Below are 25,822 nucleotides of genomic sequence, written 5' to 3'. Positions count from 1 at the left end.
TTGATGATGACCGCATGAGCACATTCGACAACGGCATGACCGTGCTGCGTTCCGCCTCCGAGCGTATGTCCGCGGCCAATCGCGTGATGGGGCGGCGCTTCAACGAGCTGATGCCGAAGGGCCTCTATGCCCGCGCGCTGCTGATCATGATCGTGCCGATGGTGATCCTGCAATCGGTGGTCGCCTTCGTGTTCATGGAGCGTCACTGGAATACGGTGACGCGCCGTTTGTCCGCCGTGGTCGTGCAGGACATTGCAGCGCTGATCGATGTCTACAAGACCTATCCGCAGGACAAGGACCGCACCCAGATCAAGGCCATCGCGCAGCAGCGCCTCGGCCTGGTCGTCGATTTCCTGCCGCTCGGCGACATGCCGCCGCCCGGCCCGAAACCGTTTTTCTCGCTGCTCGATCAGACGCTGTCGGTGCAGATCGGCCGACAGATCCCGCGGCCGTTCTGGATCGACACTGTCGGCCGCTCCAATCTCGTCGAGATCCGTATTCAGCTCGATGACACTGTCATGCGCATCTTCGCGCAGCGCAGTGCGGCCTATGCATCGAATTCGGAGATCTTCCTGTTCTGGATGGTCGGCACCTCATCGATCCTGCTGATCGTCGCCATCCTGTTCCTGCGCAATCAGATACGGCCGATCCTGAAGCTTGCCGACGCTGCCGAGAGCTTCGGTAAGGGCCGCGAAGTGCCAAATTTCCGGCCGCGCGGCGCGCGCGAGGTGCGGCGTGCGGCGAATTCCTTCATCGAGATGAAAGCGCGCATCGAGCGCGCCATGGAGCAGCGCACGGCGATGCTCGCCGGCGTGTCGCATGACCTGCGCACCATCCTGACGCGGTTCAAGCTCGAACTCGCGCTGCTCGAGGATGGGCCGGAAGTGGAGGGCATGCGCAAGGATATCGACGAGATGCAGGCCATGCTCGAGGCCTATCTCGCCTTTGCGCGCGGCGACAGCGGCGAGCCCGCCCAGCCGACCGATATGTCATCCGCGCTCGAAGAACTGCGCAGCGATGCCGAGCGCCACGGCCACAAGGCAACGGTCACGTTCCACGGCCTGCCCATCGTCACGGTGAAGCCCGCGGCGTTCAAGCGCTGTCTTGCCAATCTCGTGTCCAATGCCGCGCGCCACGCCAATGACATCGCCATCACCGGTCATCGCGATCATCGCTATCTGACGGTGACGGTCGATGATGACGGGCCGGGCATTCCCATGGCGATGCGCGAGGAAGTTTTCAAACCGTTCCTGCGCCTCGACGATGCGCGCAACCAGGATGAAGGCGGGACGGGTCTCGGCCTTGCCATTGCGCGCGATATCGCGCGCTCCCATGGGGGCGACATCACGCTGGCGGACAGCCCGATGGGCGGACTGCGCGCGGTGGTGCGGGTGCCGGTGTAGCTCTATCGTCGAGGGCAGATGAATATCAGAATTCATCTTCACACCGACGACAAGGATGTGCTCCGTCGTATCTGGTGGTTCAGTGAGGATTTGTATTTAAAGTTCCGAGATAGCGATCTCGCTCATCTGCCGCTGGGTGAAGTTGATGCCGTTACGACGGACCTTCTGGTCAGGGTGAAATCAAGATCGAAGTTACGTCGTTCCAGAGCGGTTATCGAAGACGCATTAAGACAGCACGATCTTTTCGAGATCGCGGTGCTTACCGAAGAGAACGGCGTCGATAGCTGACACGCTCGCTATTTCGCCAGCTCTTTCGACCGCGCCGTCGCAGCAGCGATCGCCTTTGTCAGCAGCGGCTCGAAGCCATCCTCCGCCATCAGCACATTCAGTGCTGCCGCCGTCGTGCCGCCGGGCGAGGTGACATTCTTGCGCAGCGTCGCTGCATCGAGCTCTGATTGCCGCAGCAATTCGCCCGAGCCTGACACGGTTTCGCGCGCAAGCTTCATGGCAAGCTCCGGCGGCAGGCCGGCTGCGATGCCCGCGCGGGCCATTTCTTCGGCGAGCAAAAACACATAAGCGGGGCCGGAGCCGGACACGGCGGTGACGGCATCGATCAGGCATTCGTCCTCGACCCACTCCACCGAGCCAGTGGCGCGCAGCAACGCATCGGTGAGCTCGCGCTGAGCCGGTGCTACGTCGCTCGCCGCGACCGCCACGGTGATGCCGCGGCCGATGGCTGCAGGTGTGTTCGGCATTGCGCGCACGATCCTGCCGCCGCAGGTTTTGCTGATGCCGGCGATTGTGGTGCCGGCCATGATCGAGACGACCAGCGAGTCGCCCACGATGGCGCGCAGCGTCGGGCCGACATCGGCGAACATCTGCGGTTTCACGGCCAGGATGAGAGCGGCGACTTCACCGATCTCGCTGATATCAGGGTTGAGGCGAGCGCCCGTGGCGGCAAGCGCCTTGATCTCGTCGGAGAGATAGGGATCGAGCACGACCACGCGTTTTGGATCCAGCCCGCCGGCCAGCCAACCCATCAGCATCGCGCCGCCCATCTTGCCGGCGCCGGCGAGGACGATGTGACCGTTGAGGGAGGAGAGGGGAGACGTGGTGGGCGAGGCGGTCATTGCGAAAGTCCCGGCTGGTGAGAGGCGCGGACAATAGCATCGCATGTCGTGTGCGCAATGCGCGTGGAAATGCTCAGCCGCGTAGCCCGGATGGAGCGAAGCGTAATCCGGGAATCGGAGCTTCAGCAGATCGCCGGTCCCCGGATTGCGCTGCGCTCCATTCGGGCTACCGGACGGAGCTTTAAACTAGACTCTTCTTCAGAAAATACCGCGGCCCGCCGCGCGGATAGTCGGGCAATTCGCCAAACACTTCATAGCCCTGCTTCTCGTAGAAGCTGCGCGCCTGAAACCAGTAGGTATCGAGCCAAAGACCGATGCAGCCGCGCTCGCGCGCGATGTCTTCGGCGAGTTTTAGAACCTTGCTGCCGATGTCCTGGCCGCGAAATTTCTCCGGCACCACGAACAGTTCGACGAAGCACCAGTTGAATGCGGTCTTGCCCCAGATGCCACCGGCGGGTTCGCCGGTCTCGGGATCGTGAATCAGGATCGAGAGCGGCTGATAGTTGTTGGGGCCGACGGTGTCGTTGTTGTAGGCGAGCAGTGCGTTCCAGACGATCTTATGCTCTGCTTCGCCGGGAGCGTCGGGAACGCTGATCTCAGGCGTGTTGCTCACGCTTCGCCTGCGGTGTCGAACATCGCAGCGCTCATCGCCTGTTCGGCGGTCTTGCCGGCCCACACGACGAACTGCATCGCCGGATAGTAGCGCTCGCAGGCGTGGATTGCGGAGACGAGCATGGACTCGCATTGCGATGTGGTTGCCGTCATGCCGTCCGGCAGCGGGATCGCCTGCCGGTACATGATCATGCCGGACGACGTCCAGATGTCGAAATGGCCGACCCACATCTGCTCGTTCACGGCAGCGATGAGGCGCTGCACTTCGCTGCGACGCGCGGCCGGAATCTTCATGTCGAAGGCGCAAGCGAGATGCAGCGCTTCGATCTCGCCCATCCAGGTGAAGGAGAGTTGATAGTCCGTCCAGTCACCCTTGGACACAATGGTGACTTCATCTTCGCCGGAGCGTTCGAATGCCCAGTTGTGATCGGCAGCAATATCTTCGACGACCGCGAGAGGATTGGCGCGTGAATCGAGAGTGCCTTCGAGAAGTGACATGCGGTCGCGACCTTGCCTTGAAGATTAAGGATGCAATCGACTGGCCGGGTACGCGAAATGTCGGGCGCCGTTGCAGGGCTTTAAATTCAAATCGTCCAGAACTTGCGATGTCGAAGTGATGTGATTTGCGGAATCCGCGCAACGTCGCCTTGACTCCAGTCCACAGACAAACCGGACTTCATCCACAGGTCATCACGTCGCAACGAGAACAAACCGGAATCGGATTCCCGGAATACGAGTCCGGAGGAATCTGCTGCGCGCAGGACGAGTCTGGCGTGGGTGGCATCAGGAGATTCGTTAACAGGAATCTCGTCCAGTAAAGGGCAGGGCATTGCGTCTGAGCGGAGATGTCCCGCGATGCTCACCCTTGCTGGCCTCCAAGCCCTTCGGCATAGTTCGGCAAAACATGGAAACATCAGTCATGACCGAGCCATCCGTTCCCGTCAGTCATCCGCCATTCGCCAGGCCGCAGCGCGTGGCTTTCGTGCAGTCGTCCTGGCATCGGGACATTGTCGCGCCATGCTGGGAAACGTTCCGTACCGAGATCTCGGCGCGCCATGTCGATCCCTCGCAGGTCGATCTGTTCGAGGTGCCGGGCTCGTTCGAAATTCCACTGCATGTGCAGGTGCTGGCAAAGACGCGGCGATATACGGCGATCGTGGCGGCAGGACTCGTCGTCGATCACGGCGTGCACAGCTTCGTGGCGGATACGGTGATCCGCGCGCTGATGGATGTGCAGCTCCGCACCGAGATTCCGGTGTTCTCCGCCGTGGTGGCGCCCGATGAATTTCGCGACACCGATGAAGCGGCAGCATTCTTCCGCCAGCATTTTGCCCAGAAGGGGATTGAGGTCGCGGCAGCTTGCGCAGAGACGCTGCTCAGCCTCGAGCGGCTGCGCGGTCAGGTGGCGGCGGGGATTGTGTAGGAAGTTGTAGTCCGTAGCCTGGATGGAGCGAAGCGCAATCCAGGGACTATAGAGATTGTTGAAACGCCGGTCCCCGGATTACGCTTCGCTCCATCCGGGCTACAGGGCGCGTCTTAATCGAACAGGCTCGACACCGATTCTTCGGCCGCCGTGCGATCGATCGCTTCGCCGATCAGCGAGGCGATGGACAGGGTGCGGATGTTCGGCGTGTTGATGACAGCGTCGGTCGGCTGGATCGAATCCGTGATCACCAGTTCCTTCAGGCGCGATCCGCCGATGCGGGCAGCAGCGCCGCCGGACAGCACGCCGTGGGTGAGGTAAGCGTAGACATCCGTGGCGCCATTCTTGAGCAGCGCATCCGCTGCGTTGACCAAGGTGCCGCCGGAATCGACGATGTCGTCGATGAGAATGCAGGTATAGCCGGCCACGTCGCCGATCACGTTCATCACTTCGGATTCACCGGCGCGTTCGCGGCGCTTATCGACGATGGCGAGCGGCGTGTTGATGCGCTTGGCAAGGCCGCGGGCGCGCGCCACGCCGCCGACGTCCGGCGACACCACCATCACCTTGGAGAGGTCGAACTTCTCCTTGATGTCGCGCACCATCACGGGGGCGGCATAGAGATTGTCGGTCGGGATATCGAAGAAGCCTTGGATCTGGCCGGCATGCAGGTCGAGCGTCAGGACGCGATCGACGCCTGCATGGGTGATCATGTTGGCCACCAGTTTGGCCGAGATCGGCGAGCGCGAGCCTACTTTTCGGTCCTGTCGTGCATAGCCGAAGTAGGGGATCACCGCGGTGATGCGGCGTGCCGACGCGCGGCGCAGCGCATCGGTCATGATCAGCAATTCCATCAAATGGTCGTTGGTCGGAAACGACGTCGACTGAATGATGAACACGTCGGAGCCGCGGACATTTTCCTGGATCTCGACGAAGATCTCCATATCGGCGAAGCGGCGCACGCTGGCTTTGGTCAGCGAGAGCTTCAGCCAGTCGGCGATCTCCTTGGCGAGGATCGGATTGGAATTGCCGGCGACGAGCTTGATGGATCCATTTTTGCCCGACATCGACGCGTCTCCCCGCGGTTTGGTGGATACAACGTTCAGCATATCGGGTTACCCACAAGAACTGGTCTAGCTGAGCGAGGTGATATCAAGGGCATGTCATCGTTTGCAACCCGCAGATGACGGTTTTCCTGCGCAAAATCGGGTCTGCTTAACGCGATCTGAAATCAGCGGGCATCGGCGAATGCGGTCGCCTGGATCGGAGCCTCGTCCGCGCTCGCAATCGCCGGGCCGCCGCGCGAGGCCGGGGCTGGTTCCGGAGCGCTCTCGACAGGCGCTGAGCCGTTGACGACACCGCTAAGGCCGGTCAGGCCGGCTTGTGCAATCCGGCGCAGAGTGAGGTCGTCTGCGGTGGCCCACGCGTCGCGGCTGCCTTTGCCGGTCTGCTCTTCGCCGCTGAGGCGGAAGGCGCGGTTCTGGTCGCGATCATAGACGTCCCAGACCCAGGCGATGGAGGTGTTATGGCCGCGGACTTGGGCTGAGAGATAGCTGCGCACGCGGAAGGCGGCGCTGTCCTTGCGGGATACCACCGGCAGATTGCGCAAGCGCGCTTCGCTGTCGAGCAGATTGACCATGCGCTCGAAGACCTGCGGCGGCGGGCCATCGATGGATTCGAAGGTAACGGTCGGACCGCTGCCGGTATTCATGCTGGCCTGGGCGTTCATCGGCCCGCCGCCGCCCTGCGTGCTCATGCAGCCACCGAGACCGAGCGTCACGCTGAGCAGCAAAGCTGCGGCAAGCGGCTTGGTTCGGGAGGCAGAAACGGCAGGAAATCGCATGCGCTGTCGTCCGTGGGGCGGCAGCGACGTGTGCTACCGGACACAGGAGCGATATCGTTAAAATGCGTTAAGGTCTAGGGCGCGACCGCCGCAGATCTTACCAAGGTGACTGGCGGAATGTCGAAATTCGTAAAATTTAACTTAAATTGTAAGCAGTTAGCTCGTTTGGCGGATGCCCGGCATGGTTAATGCGCGAGCACGATGGCGTGAATCTGGCGACCATAGTCGCCTTCGTTGCGATGGACCGTGCGCCGATAGCTGAACAGGTTCTCATCGGGATAGGTGTCGATGCCGGTGTCGTCGATGGCGGTGATGCCGGCACGCTCCAGCCGCATGCGGATGAAGCCGGCGAGATCGAACATCGCGTGCCCTGCGCGCGCCGAAGGCAGGAAGAAGCGCGCGAATGAGGGATCAGCCTCCGTGAAGCGGGTCACGAATTCGGCGCCGACCTCATAGCTCGGCTGCCGGATCAGAGGGCCGATCGCGACCACGATATCGGCGCGGTGGGCGCCAAGTTTTTCCATCTCGGCGATCGTGTTTTCGAGCACGCCGGTGAAAGCGCCTTTCCAGCCGGCATGCGCCGTACCGATCACCCGCGCCTTCGGATCGGCAAACAGGATCGGCCCGCAATCCGCTGTCGTTACGCCGAGCGCAAGGCCGGGGGTCGCGGTCACAAGCGCATCCACATGCGGTCGCTCGTCGCCATCCTGTGGCGTCGTCACCACGGCCACGTCGGGTGAATGGATTTGATAGGCGGTCAGGAAACAGTTCGGCGCGACACCCATGGCGTCCGCCATGCGGCGGCGGTTTTCAATGACGTCTGCACGTTCGTCATTGGAGCCGAGGCCGCCATTGAGGCCGGCATAGATGCCCTTCGATACGCCGCCGTCGCGGGTGAAGAAGGCGTGCCGCAGGCCGGGTAGACCTGCAAGAAGGGGAGATGTAAACGTCTTCATTTTGGCATCTCCCGTGCAACATCGAGCGCCACCAGTGACGCGATCTTGGGGTCTGAAATGCCAATCACCTTGAACATCGATCCCATGCCGCCGCGACCGCTATCGATCAGGCGCTTCAGCGCACCGGATACGGTCTCCGACATTTCGGGAGTGGCCTTAGACATCAGCGTGATGGCGCGCGTTTCGATGCCCAGGCGTTTGAGGAATTCGCCCTGCGTGATCGGGCCATGCACGCGCGCGCCGACATCTTCCGCCGCATGTCCGAGCGCCTGAAAATCCACATGCGCCGTGAGGTCGGCCTGGCCGGGATTTTTCAGCGGGTCTGTATAGCTGTGTTGGGCGATGGCCTGCAGGGTGTCGCCGGCGTCGCTGCGCATATGACCGTAATCGATGACGACGGCCGCACCGCCCTGATCGCGGACACGGCGCGCTATGGTCATGACTTCGCTGTCCGGGCGCCATTCGAAAATGGCGCCCGTCGGTGCGGCCCGCACCACGGGGGCAGGAGGAGTTCGAAGCGGGGGATAGGATCGGCGGAGGCACCGAAGATCAACCGGTCGTCAGCGCCGATATCCACGGTGCGTTCATGCCATCCGCCATCGCGCTTGATCGCCTGGTGGATCGGCAGCACATCGAAATATTCGTTGGCGAAAATCACCGAGGGGCCGGCCGGCACCTCCGTGATGCTGTTGTGCCAGTTCAGGCTGCGCAATCCGGGCAATGCGGCTTTCTGCTTCTCGCGCAGCACCGGATTGATCTCGACCAGATGAACCTGCAGCGCCTGATACAAGTCCGGTAACACGCGCATGGCGCGCAGCGCGTCGGCCATCATGGTGCCGCGGCCGGGCCCAAGTTCGATGAGATGCAGGACCGCTGGCGAATCCATGGCGCGCCACACCGACGCCGCCCACAGGCCCAGCAGCTCGCCGAACATCTGGCTGACTTCGGGAGAGGTCGTAAAATCTCCCTCGCGGCCGAGCGGATCGCGCGAGATATAGTAGCCGTAACGCGGATGCGTCAGGCACAGCTCCATGTAGCGCCACACAGGCATCGGGCCGGTGGCGCGGATCAGGCGCTTGATCTCGTCGAGCAGCGGCGATGTTTGATCGGTCACGGTCAGGCCTTACCCGGATTGAGTTCGGTGCGGTCCGGCTGGCGCCATGCACGTATGATGAGCACGAGGCCGACAGCAATCATCGGCACCGACAGCAATTGGCCCATGGTGATCTGGCCGATGACGAAGCCGGTCGGCGCGTCGGGTTCGCGGAACAGTTCGCCGACGATACGCGCGCAACCATAGACAATGGTGAAGGCGCCCAGGATCAGGCCGGGGCGCTTCAGGGCGCCCATGCGGACCATGACGGCGAGGACGATGAAGAGCAGCAAGCCTTCGAGGCCCGCTTCGTAAAGCTGGCTCGGATGGCGCGGCTGCGGTCCCGCGTGCGGAAAGATAACGGCCCACGGCACGCTGGCATCGGTGACGCGGCCCCAGAGCTCACCATTGATGAAATTGGCGACGCGACCGAGAAAGATGCCGATGGGCGCGACGGCGCAAGTGAGGTCGCCGAGCGACAGGATCGAGATGCGGTTCGCCCAGGCAAAGGCCATGACTGCAACGACGCAGCCGAGATAGCCGCCATGGAACGACATGCCGCCATTCCAGAGCTGGAAGATTTCCCAGGGATGCGCGGCGTAATAAGGGAAATTCCAGAACAGCACCTCACCGGTGCGGCCGCCGATGATGATGCCCAGCGTCACCCAGAGGATGAAGTCGTCGAACTGGATCAGCGAGACCGGTGCCGGGCCGCCCCAGAGCTTTTCGCGCTTGATCAGCGCGCGGGCATAGACCCAGCCGATCACGATGCCGGCGATATAGGCCAGCGCATACCAGCGAATGACGATCGGGCCGATCGCAACGGCGACGGGATTGAAGGCGGGGAAGTCGATCGCGAGAAATGGCATGGCGTGGGCTTACGGCTCCCAATGGGTGCAGTAAAGCACAAGGCCATGACGAATTAAGGGATATTCGCGTTTGTGACTGTGGAAGCCGGGCGCGGCTTGAACTAAATGGACGGGATCGCCATTGTTCGCCGCGCCGTGTAACGCGGCTTTTGAGTTTATCCGACCGGAGTTCTTGCCATGACCCAGACCAACAATCGGTTATTCGACGAGATCGGCCGCTTGATGAACGAAGCCGCCGGCGCCGCCCAGGGCGTCAAGCGCGAGATGGATACGGTCGTCCGCACCCAGGCCGAAAAGATCCTGCGCGACCTCGATCTGGTGAAGCGTGAGGAATTCGAGGCCGTGAAGGACATGGCCCGTCTCGCCCGCGAGGAGAATGAGACGCTGAAGGCCCGGATCGCGGCGCTGGAGGCGAAGCTCGGCTGATCAGCGCTAGGGGGGGCGATCGCCGCCTATTTATGTAAATACGTTAACCCTTGACGGGGGTCATTTATGTATTTACGTTTATATCCGTGAAGATCACCTTCGATCCGCAAAAGCGTTTGAAAACGCTCGGCGAGCGAGGGATCGATTTTGCCGTCGATGCGGAGAAGGTGTTCGCGGGTGACAAGGTCACGTTTCCGGACGATCGCTTCGACTACGGAGAAAAACGTGAAATCACGGTCGGTTGGCTCAACGGCCGCATGGTTTTCATGGTTTGGACACAGCGCGGCGAGGCGCGTCATGTCATTTCGATGAGGTTTTGCCATGCCAAGGAAGCAGCCAAATACCGCCCAGCCTTCGACACTTGACGAACAGGTTGCGAAAGAGCCTTGGGTCGATCCGGATGATGCTCCGGAATTGACGGATGAACTTCTTGATAGCGTGGCCGACAGAGCCGTCTTCTCTCACGGCGATAAAGTCATCGCCCGCGGTCGCCCGGCGCTTGACCTATTCTTCAAGAAAGCCACCGTTACGATCCGCCTCGATCCGGATGTCGTGGAGTCCTACAAGTCGCTTGGAACCGGCTGGCAAACCAAAATCAACGACGATCTCCGTAAAGCCCGCAAGCTCGGTCCGAGGCGCAAGACGGCCTGATCCAGCCGTTTTTGCCTGACATTTCCTTGTCATTTCAGCTCGATGGCGCTACAAGCCCGGCACGTCTGCAGCCCCCGCACCCCTGGAGGCTTGCTGTAGCGTGACCAACGAGGCCGCCTAGCGGCCTTTAATTTTTCAGAAACAAGGACTTAGACAATGGCGACCGTGAAGGAATTCAAGGCGACCGCACGTCCGGTGAGCGGCAAGGGGGCCGCACGGGCAGAGCGACGCGCCGGCCGTATCCCGGCTGTGATCTATGGTGACAACAAGCCCCCGCTGGCGATCTCGGTGGATGACAAGGAACTGCGTCTGCGCATTCAGGCCGGCCGCTTCCTGACCACGATTTTCAACATCGAACTCGATGGCCAGAAGCACCGCGTGATCCCGCGCGACTACCACCTCGATCCGGTCAAGGATTTCCCGATCCACGTGGATTTCTTCCGTCTCGGCGAAGGCGCGACCATCCGCGTCAACGTTCCGCTGCACGTGAACGGCGCTGAAACCGCTCCGGGCGTGAAGCGCGGCGGCACGATCAACATCGTCGCCCACACGATCGAACTCGAAGCTGAAGCCGACAGCATTCCGCAGTATCTGGAAGTCGATGTCAGCGCGCTCGATATCGGTTCGTCGCTCCACATCACCGACCTCAAGCTGCCGAAGGGCGTGAAGACGCTCGCGCGCGACGCCGATCTGACGCTCGTCACCATCGTGCCGCCGTCGGGCTATGGTGAGGAAGCTGCTCCGGCCGCTGCCGCCGCTGCTGCTCCGGCTGCTGCTGGTGGCAAGGCTCCGGCCGCGGGCGCCAAGGCTCCGGCTGCTGCCGCTGCTCCGGCGAAGAAGAAGTAAGCCAGCGCGGGAGACCGCGTCATGCGCCTCTTTGTTGGCCTCGGAAACCCTGGTGCGAAATACCAGGGCAACCGGCACAATATCGGGTTCATGGTTCTCGACGAGATTGCGCGGCGTCACGGTTTTGCACCGTGGCGCCGTCGCTTTCAGGGCGAGACCTCGGAAGGCACGCTCGGTGGCGAGCGCGTCATTCTGCTGAAGCCGATGACTTTCATGAACGAATCCGGCCGCTCCGTGCAGGAGGCAGCCTCGTTCTTCAAAATTTCACTCGGCGACATCGCCGCGTTTCACGACGAGCTCGAACTGCCCTTCGCCAAAGTGCGCGTGAAGATCGGCGGCGGCATTGCCGGGCATAACGGCCTGCGCTCGATCTCCGCCCATGTCGGCAACGACTATCGCCGCGTGCGTCTCGGCATCGGACATCCCGGTGCCAAGGAGCTGGTGTATAACCATGTGCTGGGCGATTTCGCCAAAGCGGAACGCGCGCAGCTCGAAGCGTTCAATGATGCAGTGAGCGATCATGTCGGCTTGCTGGTCGGTGGTAACGACTCGTCGTTCCAGAACAAGGTGCATCTGACGATGCAGGCCAAAGGTTTTACGTCGAAGGACGACAACGGCTCCGCTAAGAAGCCGTTGAAGAATTAGGACAGGGTCATGGGATTCAAATGCGGGATCGTCGGGCTGCCGAATGTCGGCAAATCGACGCTGTTCAATGCGCTCACCGAAACCGCGGCCGCACAGGCTGCGAACTATCCGTTCTGCACCATCGAGCCGAATGTCGGTGAAGTCGCGGTGCCGGACAAGCGCCTCGACAAGCTGTCCGAGATCGGCAAGTCGCAGCAGATCATCCCCACCCGCCTGACCTTCGTGGACATCGCCGGCCTCGTGAAGGGCGCGTCGAAGGGCGAAGGCCTCGGCAACCAGTTTCTGGCCACCATCCGCGAAGTCGATGCCGTCGCGCATGTGGTGCGCTGCTTTGTCGATGACGACATCACCCATGTGGAAGGCAAGATCGATCCGCTCGCCGATATCGAGATCATCGAAACCGAGCTGATGCTCGCCGATCTCGATTCCTGCGAAAAGCGCATCGATAACCTGACGAAAAAGGCCAAGGGCAACGACAAGGACGCCAAGGATCAGCTCGATCTGATTCAGCGCGCACTGGTGCTGCTGCGCGACGGCAAGCCGACGCGTTTTCTCGAGCGCAAGCCCGAGGAAGAGCGTGCTTTCAGCATGCTGGGCCTGCTGACCTCGAAGCCTGTTCTCTATGTTTGTAACGTCGAAGAAGGCTCGGCCGGCGAAGGCAACGAATATTCGAAGCGTGTCGCCGAGCATGCCGCCAAGGAAGGCGCCGTGGCTGTCGCGATCTCGGCCAAGATCGAATCCGAAATCGCCACGCTGTCACGCGCCGAGCGCGCCGAGTTCCTCGAGACCCTCGGGCTCGAAGAAGCCGGTCTCGATCGCCTGATCCGTGCCGGCTACACGCTGCTGCAGCTCATCACTTACTTCACGGTGGGCCCGAAGGAAGCGCGCGCCTGGACCATCACCAAAGGCACCAAGGCGCCGCAGGCGGCCGCCGTCATTCACACCGATTTCGAGAAGGGTTTCATCCGCGCTGAAACCATCGGCTATGACGACTATGTCAGGCTCGGTGGCGAAGCTGGCGCCCGCGATGGCGGCAAGCTGCGGCTGGAAGGCAAGGAATATGTCGTCGCCGACGGTGACGTGCTGCACTTCCGCTTCAATACGTAAGGAAAAGATGTAGCCGCATGAGCGAAGCGAGATGCGGGTACACTATTGATTGGTGCCCTGGTCCCGCATGTCGCTCCGCTCATGCGGGCTACGGCCGTTGACGGTCGCTGATTAGTGCTGACCCTGTCCCTGATCGCGGATCGCGCCGAGATGCTCGTTGATGCGGAACACGATCAGGATGAATTCCGAACCGATCCGCGCGCAGATGATGCCGACCACGATACTGGCAAGGCTCGACAGGACGAGGATGAAGCCGCCGAAGGGACTGATCGCCATCGCCGCCAGACCGGAGAAAATGCCGGAAATGCCGAACAGGATGATCAGGGCAATCACCAGCCAGTAGAACGTCTTGATGATGGTGGGCGTGATGAAACGATCCCACTGGAACAGGTCACGAAATTCGAACATTGGCAGTACTCCCCCGGCAGTACGTGTGAATCGACAAGTCAGATCGCAGGAAATAACTGGCTTTGGCCGCGAATATAGCGGAAAAGCCGTGCAAGCGATTGCGTTGAGATTGCTGCAAATAACGGCCAAATCAGGCCCCTGCGTCGGCATTTTCCATCATGACCCTGACATTCGACGATTTTCAGACGGGCCATTTCGGCCGTTTCGGTCCGCGCCATATCACCCGCGATGAAATCATCGCCTATGCCAGAGAATACGATCCGCAGCCGATGCATCTCGACGAGGAGGCCGCGAAGGCCTCGATGCTGAAGGGCCTTGCCGGGTCGGGCTGGCACATGTGCTCACTGATGATGCGCATGATCTATGACGGCTTTCTGCACAAGAGCGCATCGATGGGATCACCGGGGGTCACCGAGATGAAATGGCTGATGCCATTCCGTCCCGGCGATGAGCTGACGTTGAATGTCGATGTGCTCGAGACGCGCGCGTCGCAGAGCCGGCCGTCCATGGGCATCGTGACCTTCAGATGCACCATGCTCAACGCCAAGGAGCAGACCGTGTCCGACATGACCGTGCCGATCATGTTTGGTCGTCGCACCCTCGCAGAGAAGGTGTGAGATGCCCTTCCTCGAAGACATCAAGGTCGGCCATCGCCGCGAGCTCGGGACGTTCACCTTCACGGCGGACAATATCAAAACCTTCGCGCGCGAATTCGATCCGCAACCATTCCACCTCGATGAAGAAGCTGGTCGCAACTCGCTGTTTGGTGGCCTTGCAGCCTCGGGTTGGCATGTGGCGTCGGTATGCATGAAACTGATCGTGGCCGAAGGCGTGCGTGCGCGTGCCGAGGCAGAAGCGCGCGGTGAGGAGATCGCGACCGGCGGACCGTCGCCCGGCTTTCGCGACCTGCGCTGGATCAAGCCGGTTCTCGCCGGCGATACGCTGACTTATACGAGCGAAATCGAATCCGTGCGGGCAACCGCATCGCGACCGGGATGGGGCATCGTTCATTCGAGGAATGTTGCGGTCAATCAACGCGGCGAGGAGGTTTATTCCTTCCTCGGATCCGTATTCATGCCTCAGCGCGGAGAGCGTCGTTAACCCATTCGCACTTAATCGGCGGAACTTGGGTGGCGTTAATGTGTTTTGAACTTTGTGAGCGTGATGTGCGACATACGCACAACGCATATTTAGGGATCGCTGGGGACTACAATGGCTGATCGTGCCGGACTGAAATTTGTTGGCTTCGTCTTCGCGACGGTGACGCTTGCGGTGATGCTTGCCACCTGCATGGTCGTCAAAGGTTATGCTGACGGCGGTTACACGCTGGAAAGCTCTGCACTCGCCAGCGAGTAATCTGGAATATCCCGATAGGCGCGTTGGCGCGCCGATCTCGCGACAATAGCCGCCTGATTTTCTAGCGGCTCCAGGCCCAAGCCATCAGGCCAACGGCCAGAACCAACAGCCCCGCAAATCGAACAATGACAGTGCCCATCTTGGGCGCGGATGCGCGTGCCGGAATCGGCGCGGCGGTATTTGGTCGAATTGTTTGCACGGATGTCTCCCCAGACCCCTGACAGTTTTCTGCCTAGGAATTGGTCGGCGACATGTCGTTAAAGTTCAATTTAAATTCCGCCTAAACTTCTGAAATTTCCATGAAAAACGCCGCCCCGGGCAGGGGCGGCGCTTGAAAACAGGAGTTATTTACCGATCAGTCGTGGCGGAGATTGTCCGCGGCACGCTTCCACTGGGCGACATTGTCGGCGATCAGCCGGGTCGACTTCATGGCGGCCTGGCTGAGCTGGGCATAGCCCGAGATCTCGCGCTGGACGCGCTGGCCTTCGGCATGCAGCAGGTCGCGCAGGCCTTCCAGTTCGGAAATCAGCTTCTCGATTTCGGCGAGCGAGGTGCCGGCAACGCGCTGGATCAGCGAATTGACGCTGTTCACGGTCGCTTCGGTGGATGAATCCAGCGGAGCAGCGGGGGCCTCGGCTGTGCCCGTCGCGTCGGTCGTCGTGCCGTTGCTGCCATTGGCGCCGGGACGGCGCAGATAGGCGATATCATTGCGGACGAAGTCGCGGATACCGGCTTCGACTTCCGACACGGCAGCGAGGTTGCTGTCTTCGGTCGTGCTTTCGGTCTGCTCTGGACGGGTGGCGGTCATCGGGGTTCTCCTAATCGACGCGTGGCGCGCGGACGGTGCCCCGCACGATGTAAAAACATTGTCATCTGCGCAGCCGATTCTGACAGGAACGGGGCCAATCTGCGGCGGCTGCTCGTTCTTTGCCAGAAATTCCCGAATAAAGTGTATGTAAACTTAAACTACCAACTGTGCCGGAAACCGGCGGTGAGGCTCTTGTTGGTGACGCCGCTCACGGTCTCGCTCATGGAGCCGGAGATATTCACCCCGCCGAACAGCTTCTGCTCGGCGCCGACCTTGCGAAGCCATTTGTCGTCCGTGGTCGCGAGCGACTGGCCGGCGATGAAGCTGGTACCGGTTTCCGAGATGTTGAACCGGGCCAACTGGTCGGTTTCGTAAGTCCGCGTCGGGCGGCCGTTATAGCCCACCAGCGGAATGCTGCCCTGCTGGATGATGTTGTAGCCGCTCTGCAGCGTCAGCGAATACTGGTTGCCGGCAATGGGCAGCGACTTGCTCAGCGAGGTGCCGAGCTTGGTCTGGTCCGAGCCGGGATCGACGCGGGCCTCGATGGAGGTCTGGTCCCAGATCGAGGCGACGCCGGGCGCTGTCATCGCAGCCCATGCCGATCCGCTGGAGGGGCCGACCTGCGTGCCGTCGCCGAACTGGTTGCGATAGGCATCCTGCGCGCTGCGCGGTGCCGACTGGCGCGCGACATTCATGTCGGCGCCGATCCTCGTATCCCAGAACGGCGTCACCGACTGCTTCACGGACACCGCCGAGGCGCCGTTGCTGTCGTTCGAATTCCAGGACGAAGTCTGCTTGCCGACGATCAGCGAGGATTTCCGCTCGCGCAGGGAGCCCCTGGCCATCGGCGCGTGGCCGCCGTCGAGCTGCGCCCAGTCAGGGTCCGATGCATCGGCTTTCGGCATCGGCGACGTATCGACGGGTTCGATTTCGCCCGGCGGCGGCGCGAGATCGTGCAGATCGACATCGTTGATGCCGCTCCAGGGATTCTGTGTCGGATTTTGTGCCATCGCAGGCGCCGACAGGGCCGTGACGATGATCGCGACGGCCAATACAGATCGAGATGTCAAAGTCGGAAGCGCAGCCATCGTGCCCATGCCCAGCAGATCGCGTCGATCCCCAGATGATACCACGAGGATCGGCAGAATTATGGCACCGCAACATCAGGCACGGAAGCGTCGGAGGATCGCGATCACGCAATCTTGGGCAGGTGAATGGCGCGGCCCAATGCCTGCTCGACCAGATCGAATGTATCGACGACGACGCGCATGCTGACCAGGCGGCCGGCACGGAACTGGGCGAATTGTGCGAGGCGCAGGCTGATCGGCCGGTTGGTGTCGAGCGCCGTCAGCGAGTAGCGCATCATGGTCGAAGCGGACTCTTCGCCGAGGATGATCGACTCGCGCTCATAGCGATGCACGCGAACATTGTCGGCAATCTGCCGGCAAACATCGAGTACGGCGGTCTTTCCGTGACGCGCACCGAGAAACGGAAACATGTCGATCGGCCCATACACGGCCCATTCGACATTGTCGTCGATCATGGCGGCAAGGTCGTCGAATTGGTGTTCGTTGATCGCACGATGCAATGCACGCGCGAAACGCCAGAGGCTGTGCTCTGTCATTTGCTGTGGTCCTGAATGTTTTTGGCAACGAAAAGCCCGAGCACCGCAAAAACGGCTCGGGCAAGTACGGCAATCAATTGAAGCTTAAAGTAATATAATTACACGCAATTTGCAAGTTAATTTTTGCAATGCACAATCACGTGGTGGTGAGGCGCGGGGCGGCGCCCGGGGGTCTATCAACGCGTGCTATCGCGATCGCGATGCTGCAGATATTCCACGCTAAGTTCGGTGGGGCGGGCGGCAAAGACGCCGAACAGAAGGGCGCCGACCACGGCACCAATCAACGCGCCGATGGGGGTGAAGGTGAAAAACACCAGCATGGCGCTGTAGCCTTCGAAATTGCTGGTCTTGAACAATTCGACCCAGGCAATGCCGGCACCGAGGCCCAATGCGGCGCCGCCGAGCAGTCCAAGGACCAATCCCAGCAAGATCAACAACGCGATTTTCATGCGCTTCCCCCGACCCACCCAATTGCGTCAAATCAACGCGACCGGAGGTTCAAAGGTTCACGCTTGTTCCTACGTGACGACATGGACGCGGCGAGCACCGGAACGTGGCTGATCGCGCAGCGTTGTCGGAGCGTTCAAGAACGGAGGGACATATGACCAAACACATCCTGCCGGTCCCCGAAGAAAACCGCAGCGACAAAGGGCCGTGGAACGTGCCGAAAGTGCCGCTCGACACCACCAAGGGCCATCGCGACGACGAGAAGCACAATATTCGCGAGCAGGCCGCGCACGGAAACCTGGTGCAGAATACGTCCAACCGTCGGTCCGGGTGATCGCAATCGGGAGCCGGGCGTCTATATAAACGTGATGGCTCCCAAACCCGTGATCCCTGCAAGGCTGCGCCGCGCGCCGCCGATCCTCGTCTGCAAGAAATGCCTCGGCCGCATCGATGACGGCAAGAAGCTGCGCAAGGCGCTGAAATCCGATTCCAAAGATCGCAGTCGCGCGCAGGATGTGAAGCCGCCGCGCGTGGTGATGACGAGTTGCCTCGGCATCTGCCCGAAGCGCGCGGTGGTCGTCGCCAGCGCGGCGACCTTGCAGGACGGGAAATATCTGCTGCTATCGGAAGCCGCCGCCAGCGCGGAAGCGATCGAAGTGCTGATGCCGGGCTCCAAACCGTAGCCCGGATGGAGCGAAGCGCAATCCGGGGACCGGCGTTTCAATTGGCTGTGTTGTCCCTGGATTTCGCTTCGCTTCATCCAGGCTACAAGAACTACACCACCGGCTTCATCGGATCCTGATCCAGCGGCACATGCTCCATCTCTTCGCCGAAGGCGATGGGATGGGCCATGGCCTCATGCAGCTTGTGCGCATCGAGCTCGCCTTCCCAGCGGCTGATGACGATGGTGGCGACGCCATTGCCGATCAGGTTGGTGAGCGCGCGGCATTCGCTCATGAACTTGTCGATGCCGACAATGATCGCCAGCGAGGTGATCGGAATGTCGGGAATGATCGACAGCGTCGCCGCCAGCGTCACGAAGCCCGCGCCCGTCACCCCCGAGGCACCCTTCGAGGTGAGCATGGCAACGCCGAGGATCGCAGCCATCTGCCCGTAGGAGAGATCCGTATTGGTCGCCTGCGCCAGAAACAGCGTGGCCAGCGTCATGTAGATATTGGTGCCGTCGAGATTGAAGCTGTAGCCGGTCGGGATCACCAGGCCGACCACGGGCTTGGATGCGCCGAGCGCTTCCATCTTGGTGATCATGCGCGGCAGCACCGTCTCCGACGACGACGTGCCGAGCACGATCAGCAGTTCATCCTTGATATAGGCGATGAAGCGCAGGATGGAGAAGCCGAAGGCCCGCGCGATGCCGCCCAGCACCAGCAGGATGAACAGCAGCGACGCCGCATAGAACGTGACGATGAGATAGCCGAGATTGACCAGCGCACCGAGCCCGAACGAGCCGATGGTGAAGGCCATGGCGCCGAAGGCGCCGATCGGCGCGAGATAAACGATCATGCCGATGATGCGGAAAAACATCTTGCCGGCGAGGTCGATGCCTTCGGCGATGCGCTCGCCGGGCTTGCCCATATGCGAGATCGCAAAGCCCGACAGGATCGCCACCAGCAGCACCTGCAGCAGGTCGCCCTTGGCCAGCGAGTCGAAATAGGAGGTCGGGATGATCGCCATCAGATGGGTGACGAAACTCTCCTCCTTGGCGCGCGTCACGTAGCTGGCCACCGATTTCGCATCGAGCGTGGCGGGATCGATATTAAAGCCCGCGCCGGGCTGCAGGAAATGTCCGACCAAGAGGCCGATCAGCAGCGCGAGCGATGACACCACTTCGAAATACAGAAGCGTCTTGCCGCCGATGCGGCCGACCTTGCTCATGTCGCCGATGGAGGCGATGCCATGCACCACGGTGCAGAAGATCGCCGGCGCGATCATCATCTTGATCAGCGCGATGAAGCCATCGCCGAGTGGCTTCAGCGCCTTGCCGGCATCGGGATAGAAGTAACCGAGCGCCACGCCGATGATGATGGCGATGATCACCTGGATATAGAGGATCTTGTACCAGGGCTTTTTGGGCATCGCTGTTCCATCCCGTTTGTGGCGCTTGCTGCGACCGGCTGTCGCGCAGACTATCTGCTTTAACTGCGACGGAACATCGCAGCTTGTACAGCCCTGCGCTGACATTCCCTGCGCAGCCCGGCCATGCCCGATGCGCATGTAACGGAATGAGGCTTGCGCGGCGGTGTCCTGTGCCGATGTCGCGGTGCGGGAAAGGTGAGTTGATCAGGGGAAGTGACGCAATTCGTCGGATGGGTAGAGCGCAGCGAAACCCATCGCCTCTTGCGTTGGTGGTGATGGGGTTCGCTACGCTCTACCCATCCTACGGCCGTGAGCTTTGCCGATCTCTCATCTCCACCATGTCAAACAGCCACGTCCGGGAAAAATTGGCAGCGCGCACGCGCCGTCCTTGTCGCGTTCGCGGCGCGAAGTGGAGGTCCCTGTTTTCCCCCTCGCAGAGTGAGGGGAATGACGCGCCAAGAAGCGCAATTCGGGTCGTCCGGGCGATGTGTTCGGGCTGAAACGTCAGCCTCCACCCATCGCAACGCCTCTCGGCGCGCCATCACGGGACTTTTGGCTGAAGGACCGTTCTTTTTATGCACCGGCGCGTCCCTTACTCCCTGCCTTGGCAAGTTTCGGTTTCGCTGATCCCGACGGATTTCTCCGCCGTTCGCCTGTGCCGTCTCAGCCGAACTATCGGCAGCCCCTCTTAGTGGGGACGGACGGTAGCCCCCGGCCTCCCGAGTCCTGCTTGCGAGGCAAGGCCGCGGGCTCCGTATCCTGCCCCACCGCTCAAGACGCCCTCGAGAAGCGCCCCTCGTGAACAGGACGGGAAGAGGATAGGGTGATGTAGGAATTTTGTCAACAACCAGGGTGGATATTTACAGCCGAGGGTAGACTTGAGTTATGCTCCGGTCGGGGGGAAAGCGATGAGTTATAGATCAATTAAGCTGGACGCTTTGCTAGTTAATCGTGCCAACGACCGACACGGTGAATTGGAAAATGAGACTGCAGCGATTGCGTGGCTGTTCAACAATTTTGAAACGCACATGCGCAACCTCGCCAAGGATCTGGTTGCGAGCGGTCAGGTATTCGAACCTCCATTAGTTTTCCCAGAGGGCGACCATTTTATCTTGTTTGACGGTAATCGTCGAATGACTTGCTTAAAGCTCTTACTTCAACCGAGAAGAGCGCCGACAATCGAGCTGCAGGAGTTTTTTGCGGAACAACGGTCCAAGTGGAAGGGAGATTTTCCAACCACCGTTCAGTGTCAGATTGAACAAGATCGAGATCGCATAGACGATATCCTGTTTCGTAGGCACACCGGTTCACAAGGCGGCGTTGGTCAATCTACTTGGGACGATAGGATGAAGTCGAACTTCATCAATCGTACAGGGCGAGGAAATGGCTTCAATGCTGCCGATGAGATAGAGAAACGCCTTGCAGAAGCCGGTATGTTGCCCACGAAAAAAATGCCGCGCTCAAATATAAACCGTTTGTTGTCAGGCGAGTCTTTTCGGAATCGAGTTGGTTTCACTGGTGCAGGAGGAAAATTCGAGTTCACGCATGATAAACCTGTAGTCCTCCGAGCGCTTCGTCGAATTGCGCAGGACTTCGCGAGTCGGGACTACGTTCTCGGCGATATCTGGGATATTGACGGGAAGCGCTCCTATCTTGATGGGCTTGAGAGTGAGGGGGTTCTTCCAACAGCGGCAAATTCGCTGGCGAGTAAACCTGTCGCGCAGGATGGTGAAGAGCAGCCAGCAGCGAAGCGTCCTGTACCTACAAAGATTTCTCGACCTCAAAAACGAGTCAGCTTAATCCCTAACGTCAATTATTCAATTGCTTGGGCAGGGCGCCTGCATCGCCATAAGGCGATCTGGGAGGAGTTGCAATTCCATCTAAATTTGGACGATCACGCAAATGCAATTTCGGTGCTCTTGAGAGTGCTCGTTGAGCTGTCTGTTGAGAACTACATCTCTCAAACGAAACTGGCGACTGTCAGTAGTAATGACACGTTGGCGCGTCGTGTTCTCAGGGTGACAGAAGATCTGAAGAGGGCGGGTAAGATTGATCAGAAGTACTTTGAGCTCCTTAGTAAATTCCCGCAGAATGACGTTCTATTGTCTGCAGATACGTTAAATCGTTATGTTCACTCTCCCAATTTTGCGCCGTCCCCAGATCATTTGCGCGCGTTATGGGACTGGTTGTCTGATTTTCTCGTCCACTGTTTGAACGCTCCGGTTAAAGCGCACGGAGTGATTTTACCGGAAGGAGCGGCTCGTTGACCGTCGAGAGATATCTGTGTTCATTCTTCGGCCGTCTAGCGCATCACTCCCCATACCCCACACTCCAACTCGTCAGCACCGGCTTCACCGCGAGCAGCTTCGCGTCCGATGACGACAGCTTCTTCTCGCCGATCAGGCTTGCATGTTTCTTTGCATCCAGCGCCACGCCCGGCGAGAAGCGGCGCATCAGGCCGCAGCCGCCGGGCAGGCTGGCGAGCTTGCTTCTGTCGAGGCAATCAATCCGAGTTATTTTTAAGTAACGCAGCTGCTTTCGCGACGATCTCTGGATCGGAGCAGGAGGCCAGTAAGTTGTCCCAGCTATCCGGCGGATTTCCGTCAGTCAGCATCGAAGTGAAAACAGCGTAAGCGTCTGTCTTCTTTCCGTAGGTCCGCAGCGTTGTTTCGTCATTCACCCACGCATAGACGATGACCTTCGCTTTCATGTCAAAACGAAAGAACAGCCGAAAACGACTGTTGCCGAACTTGTCGCGAAACCAATGTTTGTGACTGCTGCCGAGTGTAGAGCCGAGGCGGTAGCGCCTGTCGGTCGGGTCGTGCGGAATGCGCTCCTGCGTAATCGTGCGGATGGCTTTCAGCAGTTTGGCGTTCGGTCTGGCTTGGTAGCTGGTCGGATCTTTTATGCGGTCGCGCTCAACACCCTCGACCAGGCGAGTCACCTGATTGAGAAAGAGCGGATGCGCGTAGATCGACCAGCCGTTGATGATCATGAGCGACAATACGCCGGAGTCAGAGATCGACCTCGCCTTCAATAGGCTCGTCAGGATCGAACACTATCCCGTCGGTGAGTTCGGCGATGCGTTCCATCATCTCAGGCGACAGCGTTTGTAGCCGTTCCGGATTGGCTCCGATGTCTTTCGCGAGAAATGTCAGAAAGGCAGCGATCGCCGGATCATCTTCAGACTCATCTGCACGCCGTAACGTCACGCCGCGTTCGTCCACGAGAAACGCGATCTGGTCGCCTTCGCTGAGACCGAGGGCCTGACGCACGGATTTCGGGACTGTGGTCTGTCCCTTGGATGTGATCGTGCTGGTCTCTTCGAATGTGCGAGCCATTGGATTGCTCCGCATTGCTGATGACCCAAGGTAAGGAATATTCCTTACTTCGTCAAGGCGCTTAGTCAGCGTAACCAATGCTCCAACTCACCAGCACCGGCTTCACCGCCAGCAGTTTTGCGTCCGATGACGACAGCTTCTTCTCGCCGATCAGCCCCGCATGTTTCTTCGCATCCAGCGCCATGCCGGGCGAGAAGCGGAGCGTCATGCTGCAGCCGCCGGGAAGGCTGGCGAGCTTGCCTTTGAGATCGACGACATAGCCGCCATAATCCCATTCGAAGCCGTTGAGCTTGAACGGCTGGCCATTGATCTTCGCGACCTCGTCCAGCGTCATGCCGATGCGGATGCCTTCGGGGCCGGTCCAGGTCGATGGCTTCTTCACGCTGGCGGAGGAGAGACCGCTGCGCTTCTTGTCGTCTTGCCATGTCACTTCGAGCCGCTTTTCCGGCACCGAGCGATAGAGCACGCTGGCCTCGAACGTCTCACCCTCGGCGCCATCGACTTTCTGGATCGCGACGAATTGCGACCCGAAAGCCTGCTGCAATTTGGCGTGGGAGGAATCCTTGGCGAAGGGGCCGCTACAGGCGATTGTCAGCGGTGGTGCGGGTGCGGGCTGTACGGCGGGTTGTTGGGCTTGCACTGATGTTGCGGTGGCGAGGAGGAGGGCGGGCAGAGCAGTGATGCGAAGCGACATGCGAGTTCCCCAGGTGGTATGGGTGTCTGTCGCCGAAATCGGCGCACATGTTCAATCCTGCACAGTCATCCGTGAAGCATTGCGGCATTCTCCTGCGTGAGACGGGTTCGCTGCCTATGGGGAACAGCGAGCGTCACGGCGGGTGCGGAGGGTTCAGCCCCCGCCCGCCGTGGTCGCCCGTGTTCCCGCACCATGGAACTCGATCACATCTCGTCCTGATCGCGTAGTCAGCTTGTGGTCGGTAGGGTATTCTGTCCGGGCTCAAGCGAGCCGATCGAAGGACAGTGATGGACATCGACCAAGTCGCGCGCGCGCAACTGCTCGAAGGGATCGAGGCGCTTTCCGGTGCGCGCAGCATCGACGCCATCGTCGATGTGCTGCGCCGCTATGCCCGCGACATCGCCGGCGCCGATGGCATCACCGTGATCCTGCGCGATGGCGACTTCTGCCACTATGTGGCGGAAGACGCGGCGGGGCCGCTCTGGGTCGGCGGCATGTTCCCGATGGGCGACTGCGTATCCGGCTGGGCGATGCTGAAGCGCGAGACCGTGATCATTCCCGATATCTATCTCGACTCGCGCGTGCCGCATGCCGTCTATCGGCCGACCTTCGTGCGCAGCATGGTGATGACGCCCGTGGGTGCGCCGGAGACGACCGCTGCGATCGGCGCCTATTGGGCGGAGCTGTGGACGCCAAGCGAGGCGACCGTCGAGCGGCTGGAAACGCTGGCGCGTTGTGCTGCGATCGCCTTCGAACATGTGCGGCTGATCGGCATGCTGCATGAGTCCAATCAATCGCTGGAGCAGCGCGTCGGCGAGCGCACCGCGGAGCTGCAGCAGCAGATCGACGAGCGCGACCGGCTGGAGGATACGCTGCGGCAGATGCAGCGGCTGGAGGCGGTGGGCCAGCTCACCTCGGGCGTGGCGCATGATTTCAACAATCTGCTCACGGTCATTCTCGGCAATCTCGAATTCCTGCAGCGCGACAACGGCCATGCCGGCGATGCCAAATTCGGCCGCCGCCTCGCCAATATGAAAGCGGCGGCGGAGCGCGGCGCCAAGCTGACGGCGCAGCTGCTCGCCTTCTCGCGCCGGCAGCGGCTGGAAGCCAAGCCGATCGATCTCAATGACAGCGTGTCGAATATGCAGGACCTGCTGCGCTCGTCCATGGGCGGCAGCGTGCAGCTGGAGCTGGTGCTGCATCCAAAACTGTGGCCGGCGATGGTGGACCAGACCCAGCTCGAACTGGTGATCCTCAATCTCGCGATCAATGCGCGCGACGCGATGCAGGTCGGCGGGGCGCTGGCGATCGAGACGGCGAATGCAGCGGTCGGTCCGCCGGAGCGGCCGGAAGAGCCGGCGGCCGGTGAATATGTGGTGGTGTCGGTGGCCGACACCGGCAGTGGCATGTCGGATGCCGTGCTGGCGCGGGCGTTCGAGCCGTTCTTCACCACCAAGGAAGTCGGCAAGGGCTCCGGGCTCGGTCTCGCGCAGGTCTATGGTTTCGCCAAACAGTCCGGCGGCGGTGTGCGCATCGAGACGCGGGTCGGCGAGGGGACGGTGGTGAAGGTGTATCTGCCGCGTGTGGTCGAGGCGGCGCAGTCGGTGTCGCCTGTCGATGCGGCAACGGCGCATGAACTGGTGCCGGGCTCGACCCGCGTGCTGGTGATCGACGACGACAGCGCCGTGCGCGAGATCACGGTATCGCTGCTGCAGCAGATGGGCTGCAAGGTCGAAGACGCCGGCAGCGGCGGCGCCGGGCTCGATCTGCTCGCGCGCTCCGAGGCCGCGTTCGATCTCATCGTGCTGGACTATGCGATGCCCGGGATGAACGGCGCCGACGTCGCGCGCGCCATCGCCAAGGATTTTCCGGAGCTGCCCGTGCTGTTCGTGACCGGCTATGCCGATCTCACCGCGCTGCGCGATATCGGCGAAGATCGGATTGCGCAGAAGCCGTTCGACCAGGCGGATTTCGCGGCGAAAGTGAAGCGGCTGCTCGGCGTGGAAGGCGGCGGCAGCAATGTGGTGGCGCTGCGGAGATAGTTAC

Annotated in this window: 33 protein-coding genes and 1 pseudogene; 16 read left to right on the top strand and 18 right to left on the bottom strand. The window is 60.8% G+C overall.

The features are described 5' to 3' along the window. Nucleotides 1-14: 14 nt before the first annotated feature. Nucleotides 15-1,403, top strand: coding sequence for an ATP-binding protein (locus tag RPMA_RS22390; protein WP_211909850.1), 1,389 nt, complete (start codon nucleotides 15-17; stop codon nucleotides 1,401-1,403). An 18-nt stretch (nucleotides 1,404-1,421) separates the two neighbouring features. Continuing rightward, complete coding sequence (locus RPMA_RS22385; protein ID WP_211909849.1) at nucleotides 1,422-1,691, top strand: hypothetical protein; 270 nt, start codon at nucleotides 1,422-1,424, stop codon at nucleotides 1,689-1,691. Between the two features lie 8 nt (nucleotides 1,692-1,699). On the opposite strand, the gene proC is transcribed toward RPMA_RS22385, so the two are convergent. The 3 genes from proC to RPMA_RS22370 all read right to left on the bottom strand — a co-directional run bounded on the left by proC (nucleotide 1,700) and on the right by RPMA_RS22370 (nucleotide 3,643). Further along, nucleotides 1,700-2,533: a pyrroline-5-carboxylate reductase gene (gene proC / locus RPMA_RS22380; protein ID WP_211909848.1), complete on the bottom strand. Its 834-nt coding sequence runs from the start codon at nucleotides 2,531-2,533 to the stop codon at nucleotides 1,700-1,702. Nucleotides 2,534-2,714: 181 nt separating this feature from the next. Next, nucleotides 2,715-3,146 (bottom strand): GNAT family N-acetyltransferase, encoded by a 432-nt coding sequence (locus RPMA_RS22375; RefSeq protein WP_211909847.1) that lies wholly within the window; start codon nucleotides 3,144-3,146, stop codon nucleotides 2,715-2,717. Continuing rightward, the gene (locus RPMA_RS22370; RefSeq protein ID WP_211909846.1) at nucleotides 3,143-3,643 is read right to left on the bottom strand and encodes a type III secretion system chaperone family protein; all 501 of its coding nucleotides are present in this window, start codon (nucleotides 3,641-3,643) and stop codon (nucleotides 3,143-3,145) included. The genes RPMA_RS22375 and RPMA_RS22370 overlap by 4 nt, the downstream gene beginning before the upstream one ends. Before the next feature lie 406 nt (nucleotides 3,644-4,049). On the opposite strand from RPMA_RS22370, the gene RPMA_RS22365 reads away from it, so the two are divergent. Then, the gene (locus RPMA_RS22365) at nucleotides 4,050-4,568 is read left to right on the top strand and encodes a 6,7-dimethyl-8-ribityllumazine synthase (RefSeq protein WP_211909845.1); all 519 of its coding nucleotides are present in this window, start codon (nucleotides 4,050-4,052) and stop codon (nucleotides 4,566-4,568) included. Between the two features lie 113 nt (nucleotides 4,569-4,681). On the opposite strand, the gene RPMA_RS22360 is transcribed toward RPMA_RS22365, so the two are convergent. From RPMA_RS22360 to lgt, 5 genes and pseudogenes are all read right to left on the bottom strand, one after another. After that, nucleotides 4,682-5,635: a ribose-phosphate pyrophosphokinase gene (locus RPMA_RS22360; protein WP_211909844.1), complete on the bottom strand. Its 954-nt coding sequence runs from the start codon at nucleotides 5,633-5,635 to the stop codon at nucleotides 4,682-4,684. Nucleotides 5,636-5,799: 164 nt separating this feature from the next. Next, the gene (locus RPMA_RS22355; protein ID WP_211909843.1) at nucleotides 5,800-6,411 is read right to left on the bottom strand and encodes a hypothetical protein; all 612 of its coding nucleotides are present in this window, start codon (nucleotides 6,409-6,411) and stop codon (nucleotides 5,800-5,802) included. 185 nt (nucleotides 6,412-6,596) lie between these two features. Beyond that, nucleotides 6,597-7,367 (bottom strand): peptidoglycan editing factor PgeF, encoded by a 771-nt coding sequence (gene pgeF / locus RPMA_RS22350; protein ID WP_211909842.1) that lies wholly within the window; start codon nucleotides 7,365-7,367, stop codon nucleotides 6,597-6,599. Continuing rightward, nucleotides 7,364-8,481 (bottom strand): annotated as a pseudogene (locus RPMA_RS22345) (class I SAM-dependent methyltransferase). The gene pgeF and the pseudogene RPMA_RS22345 overlap by 4 nt, the downstream one beginning before the upstream one ends. A gap of 2 nt (nucleotides 8,482-8,483) precedes the next feature. Beyond that, entirely contained in the window at nucleotides 8,484-9,329 is an 846-nt protein-coding gene (gene lgt / locus RPMA_RS22340) for a prolipoprotein diacylglyceryl transferase (protein WP_211909841.1), read from the bottom strand. A 177-nt stretch (nucleotides 9,330-9,506) separates the two neighbouring features. Here lgt and RPMA_RS22335 point away from each other — a divergent pair, with 177 nt between their 5' ends. The 6 genes from RPMA_RS22335 to ychF all read left to right on the top strand — a co-directional run bounded on the left by RPMA_RS22335 (nucleotide 9,507) and on the right by ychF (nucleotide 13,004). After that, entirely contained in the window at nucleotides 9,507-9,755 is a 249-nt protein-coding gene (locus tag RPMA_RS22335; RefSeq protein WP_211909840.1) for an accessory factor UbiK family protein, read from the top strand. Nucleotides 9,756-9,841: 86 nt separating this feature from the next. Beyond that, nucleotides 9,842-10,120 (top strand): BrnT family toxin, encoded by a 279-nt coding sequence (locus RPMA_RS22330; RefSeq protein WP_211909839.1) that lies wholly within the window; start codon nucleotides 9,842-9,844, stop codon nucleotides 10,118-10,120. Beyond that, entirely contained in the window at nucleotides 10,077-10,406 is a 330-nt protein-coding gene (locus tag RPMA_RS22325; RefSeq protein ID WP_211909838.1) for a BrnA antitoxin family protein, read from the top strand. Before RPMA_RS22330 ends, RPMA_RS22325 begins: the two co-directional genes overlap by 44 nt. A 156-nt stretch (nucleotides 10,407-10,562) precedes the next feature. Continuing rightward, the gene (locus RPMA_RS22320; protein WP_211909837.1) at nucleotides 10,563-11,252 is read left to right on the top strand and encodes a 50S ribosomal protein L25/general stress protein Ctc; all 690 of its coding nucleotides are present in this window, start codon (nucleotides 10,563-10,565) and stop codon (nucleotides 11,250-11,252) included. A gap of 21 nt (nucleotides 11,253-11,273) precedes the next feature. Further along, complete coding sequence (pth, locus tag RPMA_RS22315; RefSeq protein WP_211909836.1) at nucleotides 11,274-11,897, top strand: aminoacyl-tRNA hydrolase; 624 nt, start codon at nucleotides 11,274-11,276, stop codon at nucleotides 11,895-11,897. Nucleotides 11,898-11,906: 9 nt separating this feature from the next. Next, nucleotides 11,907-13,004 (top strand): redox-regulated ATPase YchF, encoded by a 1,098-nt coding sequence (gene ychF / locus RPMA_RS22310; protein WP_211909835.1) that lies wholly within the window; start codon nucleotides 11,907-11,909, stop codon nucleotides 13,002-13,004. Nucleotides 13,005-13,115: 111 nt separating this feature from the next. Here the strand turns inward: ychF and RPMA_RS22305 are convergent, their stop codons facing one another. Further along, nucleotides 13,116-13,412, bottom strand: a complete 297-nt coding sequence (locus tag RPMA_RS22305; protein WP_211909834.1) for a DUF4282 domain-containing protein — start codon at nucleotides 13,410-13,412, stop codon at nucleotides 13,116-13,118. A gap of 158 nt (nucleotides 13,413-13,570) precedes the next feature. Between RPMA_RS22305 and RPMA_RS22300 the strand changes: the two genes are divergently transcribed. The 3 genes from RPMA_RS22300 (at nucleotide 13,571) to RPMA_RS22290 (ending at nucleotide 14,768) form a co-directional block, all read left to right on the top strand. Continuing rightward, nucleotides 13,571-14,029 (top strand): MaoC family dehydratase, encoded by a 459-nt coding sequence (locus RPMA_RS22300; RefSeq protein WP_211909833.1) that lies wholly within the window; start codon nucleotides 13,571-13,573, stop codon nucleotides 14,027-14,029. Nucleotide 14,030: 1 nt separating this feature from the next. After that, the gene (locus tag RPMA_RS22295) at nucleotides 14,031-14,513 is read left to right on the top strand and encodes a MaoC family dehydratase (protein ID WP_211909832.1); all 483 of its coding nucleotides are present in this window, start codon (nucleotides 14,031-14,033) and stop codon (nucleotides 14,511-14,513) included. A 111-nt stretch (nucleotides 14,514-14,624) separates the two neighbouring features. Beyond that, on the top strand, nucleotides 14,625-14,768 hold the full coding sequence (locus tag RPMA_RS22290) for a hypothetical protein (RefSeq protein ID WP_211909831.1): 144 nt from the start codon (nucleotides 14,625-14,627) through the stop codon (nucleotides 14,766-14,768). Nucleotides 14,769-15,123: 355 nt separating this feature from the next. Here the strand turns inward: RPMA_RS22290 and RPMA_RS22285 are convergent, their stop codons facing one another. The 4 genes from RPMA_RS22285 to RPMA_RS22270 form a co-directional block, all read right to left on the bottom strand. Further along, on the bottom strand, nucleotides 15,124-15,576 hold the full coding sequence (locus RPMA_RS22285; RefSeq protein ID WP_211909830.1) for a hypothetical protein: 453 nt from the start codon (nucleotides 15,574-15,576) through the stop codon (nucleotides 15,124-15,126). Between the two features lie 158 nt (nucleotides 15,577-15,734). Continuing rightward, complete coding sequence (locus RPMA_RS22280; RefSeq protein ID WP_211909829.1) at nucleotides 15,735-16,628, bottom strand: hypothetical protein; 894 nt, start codon at nucleotides 16,626-16,628, stop codon at nucleotides 15,735-15,737. A gap of 140 nt (nucleotides 16,629-16,768) precedes the next feature. Then, nucleotides 16,769-17,200: a nuclear transport factor 2 family protein gene (locus RPMA_RS22275; RefSeq protein ID WP_211909828.1), complete on the bottom strand. Its 432-nt coding sequence runs from the start codon at nucleotides 17,198-17,200 to the stop codon at nucleotides 16,769-16,771. 176 nt (nucleotides 17,201-17,376) lie between these two features. Next, complete coding sequence (locus RPMA_RS22270) at nucleotides 17,377-17,649, bottom strand: hypothetical protein (protein WP_211909827.1); 273 nt, start codon at nucleotides 17,647-17,649, stop codon at nucleotides 17,377-17,379. 152 nt (nucleotides 17,650-17,801) lie between these two features. Here RPMA_RS22270 and RPMA_RS22265 point away from each other — a divergent pair, with 152 nt between their 5' ends. Beyond that, complete coding sequence (locus RPMA_RS22265; protein WP_211909826.1) at nucleotides 17,802-17,981, top strand: hypothetical protein; 180 nt, start codon at nucleotides 17,802-17,804, stop codon at nucleotides 17,979-17,981. 34 nt (nucleotides 17,982-18,015) lie between these two features. Further along, entirely contained in the window at nucleotides 18,016-18,330 is a 315-nt protein-coding gene (locus tag RPMA_RS22260) for a (2Fe-2S) ferredoxin domain-containing protein (RefSeq protein WP_211909825.1), read from the top strand. A 91-nt stretch (nucleotides 18,331-18,421) separates the two neighbouring features. On the opposite strand, the gene RPMA_RS22255 is transcribed toward RPMA_RS22260, so the two are convergent. Next, complete coding sequence (locus RPMA_RS22255; RefSeq protein WP_211909824.1) at nucleotides 18,422-19,741, bottom strand: dicarboxylate/amino acid:cation symporter; 1,320 nt, start codon at nucleotides 19,739-19,741, stop codon at nucleotides 18,422-18,424. A gap of 878 nt (nucleotides 19,742-20,619) precedes the next feature. On the opposite strand from RPMA_RS22255, the gene RPMA_RS22250 reads away from it, so the two are divergent. Continuing rightward, complete coding sequence (locus tag RPMA_RS22250; RefSeq protein WP_249225349.1) at nucleotides 20,620-22,008, top strand: hypothetical protein; 1,389 nt, start codon at nucleotides 20,620-20,622, stop codon at nucleotides 22,006-22,008. A gap of 43 nt (nucleotides 22,009-22,051) precedes the next feature. Here the strand turns inward: RPMA_RS22250 and RPMA_RS22245 are convergent, their stop codons facing one another. The 4 genes from RPMA_RS22245 to RPMA_RS22230 all read right to left on the bottom strand — a co-directional run bounded on the left by RPMA_RS22245 (nucleotide 22,052) and on the right by RPMA_RS22230 (nucleotide 23,776). Next, the gene (locus RPMA_RS22245; protein WP_211909823.1) at nucleotides 22,052-22,195 is read right to left on the bottom strand and encodes a hypothetical protein; all 144 of its coding nucleotides are present in this window, start codon (nucleotides 22,193-22,195) and stop codon (nucleotides 22,052-22,054) included. Between the two features lie 49 nt (nucleotides 22,196-22,244). Then, entirely contained in the window at nucleotides 22,245-22,736 is a 492-nt protein-coding gene (locus tag RPMA_RS22240) for a type II toxin-antitoxin system YhaV family toxin (protein ID WP_211909822.1), read from the bottom strand. A 19-nt stretch (nucleotides 22,737-22,755) separates the two neighbouring features. Beyond that, nucleotides 22,756-23,082: a type II toxin-antitoxin system PrlF family antitoxin gene (locus RPMA_RS22235; RefSeq protein WP_211909821.1), complete on the bottom strand. Its 327-nt coding sequence runs from the start codon at nucleotides 23,080-23,082 to the stop codon at nucleotides 22,756-22,758. 61 nt (nucleotides 23,083-23,143) lie between these two features. Continuing rightward, on the bottom strand, nucleotides 23,144-23,776 hold the full coding sequence (locus RPMA_RS22230; protein ID WP_211909820.1) for a hypothetical protein: 633 nt from the start codon (nucleotides 23,774-23,776) through the stop codon (nucleotides 23,144-23,146). A 287-nt stretch (nucleotides 23,777-24,063) separates the two neighbouring features. Between RPMA_RS22230 and RPMA_RS22225 the strand changes: the two genes are divergently transcribed. Beyond that, nucleotides 24,064-25,818: a GAF domain-containing hybrid sensor histidine kinase/response regulator gene (locus tag RPMA_RS22225; protein ID WP_249225348.1), complete on the top strand. Its 1,755-nt coding sequence runs from the start codon at nucleotides 24,064-24,066 to the stop codon at nucleotides 25,816-25,818. Nucleotides 25,819-25,822: the final 4 nt, after the last annotated feature.

The organism is Tardiphaga alba (genome assembly GCF_018279705.1).
In the GTDB taxonomy this organism is placed as follows: domain Bacteria; phylum Pseudomonadota; class Alphaproteobacteria; order Rhizobiales; family Xanthobacteraceae; genus Tardiphaga; species Tardiphaga alba.
The sequence above is the reverse complement of the archived record's forward strand: the minus strand, read 5'-3'. Positions and strand labels throughout refer to the sequence as shown.

What these genes read in the sequence shown, in the direction of transcription:
- RPMA_RS22265 (WP_211909826.1), top strand. Translation starts at nt 17,802, where the DNA reads ATGACCAAACACATCCTGCCGGTCCCCGAAGAAAACCGCAGCGACAAA.
- RPMA_RS22295 (WP_211909832.1), top strand. Translation starts at nt 14,031, where the DNA reads ATGCCCTTCCTCGAAGACATCAAGGTCGGCCATCGCCGCGAGCTCGGG.
- RPMA_RS22370 (WP_211909846.1), bottom strand. Translation starts at nt 3,643, where the DNA reads ATGTCACTTCTCGAAGGCACTCTCGATTCACGCGCCAATCCTCTCGCG.
- RPMA_RS22390 (WP_211909850.1), top strand. Translation starts at nt 15, where the DNA reads ATGAGCACATTCGACAACGGCATGACCGTGCTGCGTTCCGCCTCCGAG.
- pgeF (WP_211909842.1), bottom strand. Translation starts at nt 7,367, where the DNA reads ATGAAGACGTTTACATCTCCCCTTCTTGCAGGTCTACCCGGCCTGCGG.
- RPMA_RS22325 (WP_211909838.1), top strand. Translation starts at nt 10,077, where the DNA reads ATGCCAAGGAAGCAGCCAAATACCGCCCAGCCTTCGACACTTGACGAA.
- RPMA_RS22225 (WP_249225348.1), top strand. Translation starts at nt 24,064, where the DNA reads ATGGACATCGACCAAGTCGCGCGCGCGCAACTGCTCGAAGGGATCGAG.
- RPMA_RS22355 (WP_211909843.1), bottom strand. Translation starts at nt 6,411, where the DNA reads ATGCGATTTCCTGCCGTTTCTGCCTCCCGAACCAAGCCGCTTGCCGCA.
- RPMA_RS22385 (WP_211909849.1), top strand. Translation starts at nt 1,422, where the DNA reads ATGAATATCAGAATTCATCTTCACACCGACGACAAGGATGTGCTCCGT.
- ychF (WP_211909835.1), top strand. Translation starts at nt 11,907, where the DNA reads ATGGGATTCAAATGCGGGATCGTCGGGCTGCCGAATGTCGGCAAATCG.
- RPMA_RS22255 (WP_211909824.1), bottom strand. Translation starts at nt 19,741, where the DNA reads ATGCCCAAAAAGCCCTGGTACAAGATCCTCTATATCCAGGTGATCATC.
- RPMA_RS22320 (WP_211909837.1), top strand. Translation starts at nt 10,563, where the DNA reads ATGGCGACCGTGAAGGAATTCAAGGCGACCGCACGTCCGGTGAGCGGC.
- RPMA_RS22230 (WP_211909820.1), bottom strand. Translation starts at nt 23,776, where the DNA reads ATGTCGCTTCGCATCACTGCTCTGCCCGCCCTCCTCCTCGCCACCGCA.
- RPMA_RS22290 (WP_211909831.1), top strand. Translation starts at nt 14,625, where the DNA reads ATGGCTGATCGTGCCGGACTGAAATTTGTTGGCTTCGTCTTCGCGACG.
- RPMA_RS22365 (WP_211909845.1), top strand. Translation starts at nt 4,050, where the DNA reads ATGGAAACATCAGTCATGACCGAGCCATCCGTTCCCGTCAGTCATCCG.
- RPMA_RS22240 (WP_211909822.1), bottom strand. Translation starts at nt 22,736, where the DNA reads ATGATCATCAACGGCTGGTCGATCTACGCGCATCCGCTCTTTCTCAAT.
- RPMA_RS22270 (WP_211909827.1), bottom strand. Translation starts at nt 17,649, where the DNA reads ATGAAAATCGCGTTGTTGATCTTGCTGGGATTGGTCCTTGGACTGCTC.
- RPMA_RS22275 (WP_211909828.1), bottom strand. Translation starts at nt 17,200, where the DNA reads ATGACAGAGCACAGCCTCTGGCGTTTCGCGCGTGCATTGCATCGTGCG.
- RPMA_RS22360 (WP_211909844.1), bottom strand. Translation starts at nt 5,635, where the DNA reads ATGTCGGGCAAAAATGGATCCATCAAGCTCGTCGCCGGCAATTCCAAT.
- RPMA_RS22245 (WP_211909823.1), bottom strand. Translation starts at nt 22,195, where the DNA reads ATGCGCCGCTTCTCGCCGGGCGTGGCGCTGGATGCAAAGAAACATGCA.
- lgt (WP_211909841.1), bottom strand. Translation starts at nt 9,329, where the DNA reads ATGCCATTTCTCGCGATCGACTTCCCCGCCTTCAATCCCGTCGCCGTT.
- pth (WP_211909836.1), top strand. Translation starts at nt 11,274, where the DNA reads ATGCGCCTCTTTGTTGGCCTCGGAAACCCTGGTGCGAAATACCAGGGC.
- RPMA_RS22305 (WP_211909834.1), bottom strand. Translation starts at nt 13,412, where the DNA reads ATGTTCGAATTTCGTGACCTGTTCCAGTGGGATCGTTTCATCACGCCC.
- RPMA_RS22235 (WP_211909821.1), bottom strand. Translation starts at nt 23,082, where the DNA reads ATGGCTCGCACATTCGAAGAGACCAGCACGATCACATCCAAGGGACAG.
- proC (WP_211909848.1), bottom strand. Translation starts at nt 2,533, where the DNA reads ATGACCGCCTCGCCCACCACGTCTCCCCTCTCCTCCCTCAACGGTCAC.
- RPMA_RS22285 (WP_211909830.1), bottom strand. Translation starts at nt 15,576, where the DNA reads ATGACCGCCACCCGTCCAGAGCAGACCGAAAGCACGACCGAAGACAGC.
- RPMA_RS22335 (WP_211909840.1), top strand. Translation starts at nt 9,507, where the DNA reads ATGACCCAGACCAACAATCGGTTATTCGACGAGATCGGCCGCTTGATG.
- RPMA_RS22300 (WP_211909833.1), top strand. Translation starts at nt 13,571, where the DNA reads ATGACCCTGACATTCGACGATTTTCAGACGGGCCATTTCGGCCGTTTC.
- RPMA_RS22260 (WP_211909825.1), top strand. Translation starts at nt 18,016, where the DNA reads ATGGCTCCCAAACCCGTGATCCCTGCAAGGCTGCGCCGCGCGCCGCCG.